This is a genomic window from Enterococcus sp. 3H8_DIV0648 (assembly GCF_002140655.1).
GTDB classification, from domain to species: domain Bacteria; phylum Bacillota; class Bacilli; order Lactobacillales; family Enterococcaceae; genus Enterococcus_A; species Enterococcus_A hulanensis.
This window is the reverse complement of record NZ_NGLG01000001.1, coordinates 837,567-839,754: the sequence shown is the minus strand read 5'-3', so window position 1 is coordinate 839,754 and position 2,188 is coordinate 837,567. Positions and strand designations below refer to the sequence as shown.

Genomic DNA, 2,188 nt, shown 5'->3' with positions numbered 1-2,188 from the left:
CTTCTAGGCTCTATTCCATCTGGTATTTGGATTGGAAAACTTTTTTTTAAGAAAGACATTCGTGAATTTGGTAGCGGCAATTCAGGAACTACCAATACATTTCGGGTGTTAGGAAGAACAGCAGGATTTGTTGTTTTTGCTATGGATTTATTGAAAGGCTCTCTGGCAACCGCTCTGCCTATAATTTTTCATGTAGATATTAATCCATTGTGGTTTGGTTTGGTCGCAGTCATCGGACATACATTACCTGTTTTTGCTGGTTTTAAAGGTGGAAAAGCCGTTGCAACTAGCGCAGGAATGCTGCTGGCATTTGCGCCTTTATTCTTTTTCTATTCTTTGATCTTTTTCCTGATTGTTCTTTATATCACTAGTATGGTCAGTGCAGCAAGTATTGCTTCGGCTATTTTTGTCACACTATCTTCTATCATTCTGCCTTACATCTGGCCAACGATTCTACCGACACACAACTGGCTGCTGACGATAATCTGTTTTGTCTTAACTTGCTACATTGTTTATCGTCACAAGGAAAATATTCAGCGGATCAAAGCTGGAACAGAAAATCGGGTTTCTTTTGGATTGAATAAGAAGGAGAATTAGATGGAAGAACAACTCTTAGACTGGGCAATCGAACTTCAAGCTTTGGCACAAGCAGGACTAGCTTATACAAAGGATCCTTTTGACCAAGAACGATTCGAACGTATTCGCACCATCGCTACAGAGATGTTAGCAGTCCAATCTCCAATTCCTGTTCCGAAACTAAGAAAACTCTTTGCTGAAGATTTCGGATATCCAACTCCAAAATTAGATACACGAGCAGCCATATTTGAAAATAATAAAATTTTGTTAGTACAAGAAAAAAATGAACTTTGGTCCTTGCCTGGCGGCTGGGTTGATTTCGATCAATCGATTAAAGAAAATGCTGTTAAGGAAACGTTAGAAGAGACAGGATTGACCGTCGAAGCGTTGAAGGTAATTGCTATTCAAGACCGCAACAAACATAATCCACCACGCTATGCATATAATATTTGTAAAATCTTTATTGAATGTCGGGTGCTTAGCGGGGACTTTGTCGAGAATATTGAAACAATCCAAATTGACTGGTTTGATGAAAACACTCTGCCTCAGTTAGCTGAGGAAAAAACTACAAAAGAGCAAATAAAGCTATGCTTTGAAGCTCATAAAAGGAATCAATGGTCTGTGCCCTTCGATTAAAATCGCTAGTTTTTCACGAAAAATAAACCGCTCTGAAATTTATAATTTTCGGAGCGGTTTATTTTATCAACTATTTTAGCTAACAGTAATTGAGAATTCTGTTTTGAAGTTTTCATTTACAGCTAAACGATTCATACCTTCTTTATCCTCTAGTCGTCCAGTGCTGTCTACTGTGTCCGCAAAGCCCCACCAAGGCTCGATACAAACAAATGGTGCTTCAGTCGGATATGGAGACCATAGGCCTACATAAGGAATATTATTATAAGCTAAGGTCACGCTATGTGAAGACTCTTCACTTCCTAAGGTATAGGCATTTAGACCACGTGTTTCAAAAATTAAGGCGTCTTCTTTAAACAATTCACGGCTTAATTGGATATTTGTATTAGTTTGACCAATCGTTTTTTGATCCAAATTTGCATAAGGCCCCTCTAAAGGTATTTTCACTCGTGATTTTTGAGGAGAAAAAGCGATAAAGTAATCTTCAAAACTTAAATCATTGGTTAATGGAATGTTGAATGCAGGATGGCCGCCAAGAGCAAAAATCATTTCTTCTGTCCCAGTATTTTCTACATTGAAACGAATACGTACACCTTCACCCCAGATTTCATAACTGATAGTTAAGGCGAAATCAAACGGATAAACCTTTTTTGTTTCCTCGTCGCTTTCTAACAGGAAAGTCGCTTTATCCTTAGTTTGCTCGATAACTTGAAAATTCTTGTCACGAGCAAAGCCATGTTGACCCATAGGATAAGTTTGACCTTTATACGTATATTGATTATCCTTTAGACGACCTACAAATGGAAATAGAAACGGTGCATGACGATTCCAGTATTTCGGATCCGCCTGCCAAATATACTCGATCTCATTGGCTCGTAAACTTGTAAGTTCCGCGCCTTTTTCATTGATCGTTGCTTGCAAGAAATCATTGCTGATTATCACTGACATAAATACCCCACTCCTTGCTTCTATTTAATTG

3 protein-coding genes are annotated in these 2,188 nt (G+C 38.3%); 2 read left to right on the top strand and 1 reads right to left on the bottom strand.

The annotated features are described in order from the left end of the window. Positions 1-597: glycerol-3-phosphate 1-O-acyltransferase PlsY (gene plsY, locus A5875_RS03915; RefSeq protein ID WP_088932396.1), on the top strand; the 597-nt coding region annotated here is incomplete at its 5' end. Next, on the top strand, positions 598-1,212 hold the full coding sequence (locus A5875_RS03910) for an NUDIX hydrolase N-terminal domain-containing protein (RefSeq protein ID WP_088932395.1): 615 nt from the start codon (positions 598-600) through the stop codon (positions 1,210-1,212). A 75-nt stretch (positions 1,213-1,287) separates the two neighbouring features. Here A5875_RS03910 and A5875_RS03905 read toward each other — a convergent pair whose 3' ends face one another. Next, positions 1,288-2,157: an aldose 1-epimerase family protein gene (locus tag A5875_RS03905; protein WP_088932394.1), complete on the bottom strand. Its 870-nt coding sequence runs from the start codon at positions 2,155-2,157 to the stop codon at positions 1,288-1,290. Between the last annotated feature and the right edge of the window lie 31 nt (positions 2,158-2,188).

Coding starts and splice junctions, on each gene's coding strand:
- A5875_RS03905 (WP_088932394.1), bottom strand. CDS start 2,157: ATGTCAGTGATAATCAGCAATGATTTCTTGCAAGCAACGATCAATGAA.
- A5875_RS03910 (WP_088932395.1), top strand. CDS start 598: ATGGAAGAACAACTCTTAGACTGGGCAATCGAACTTCAAGCTTTGGCA.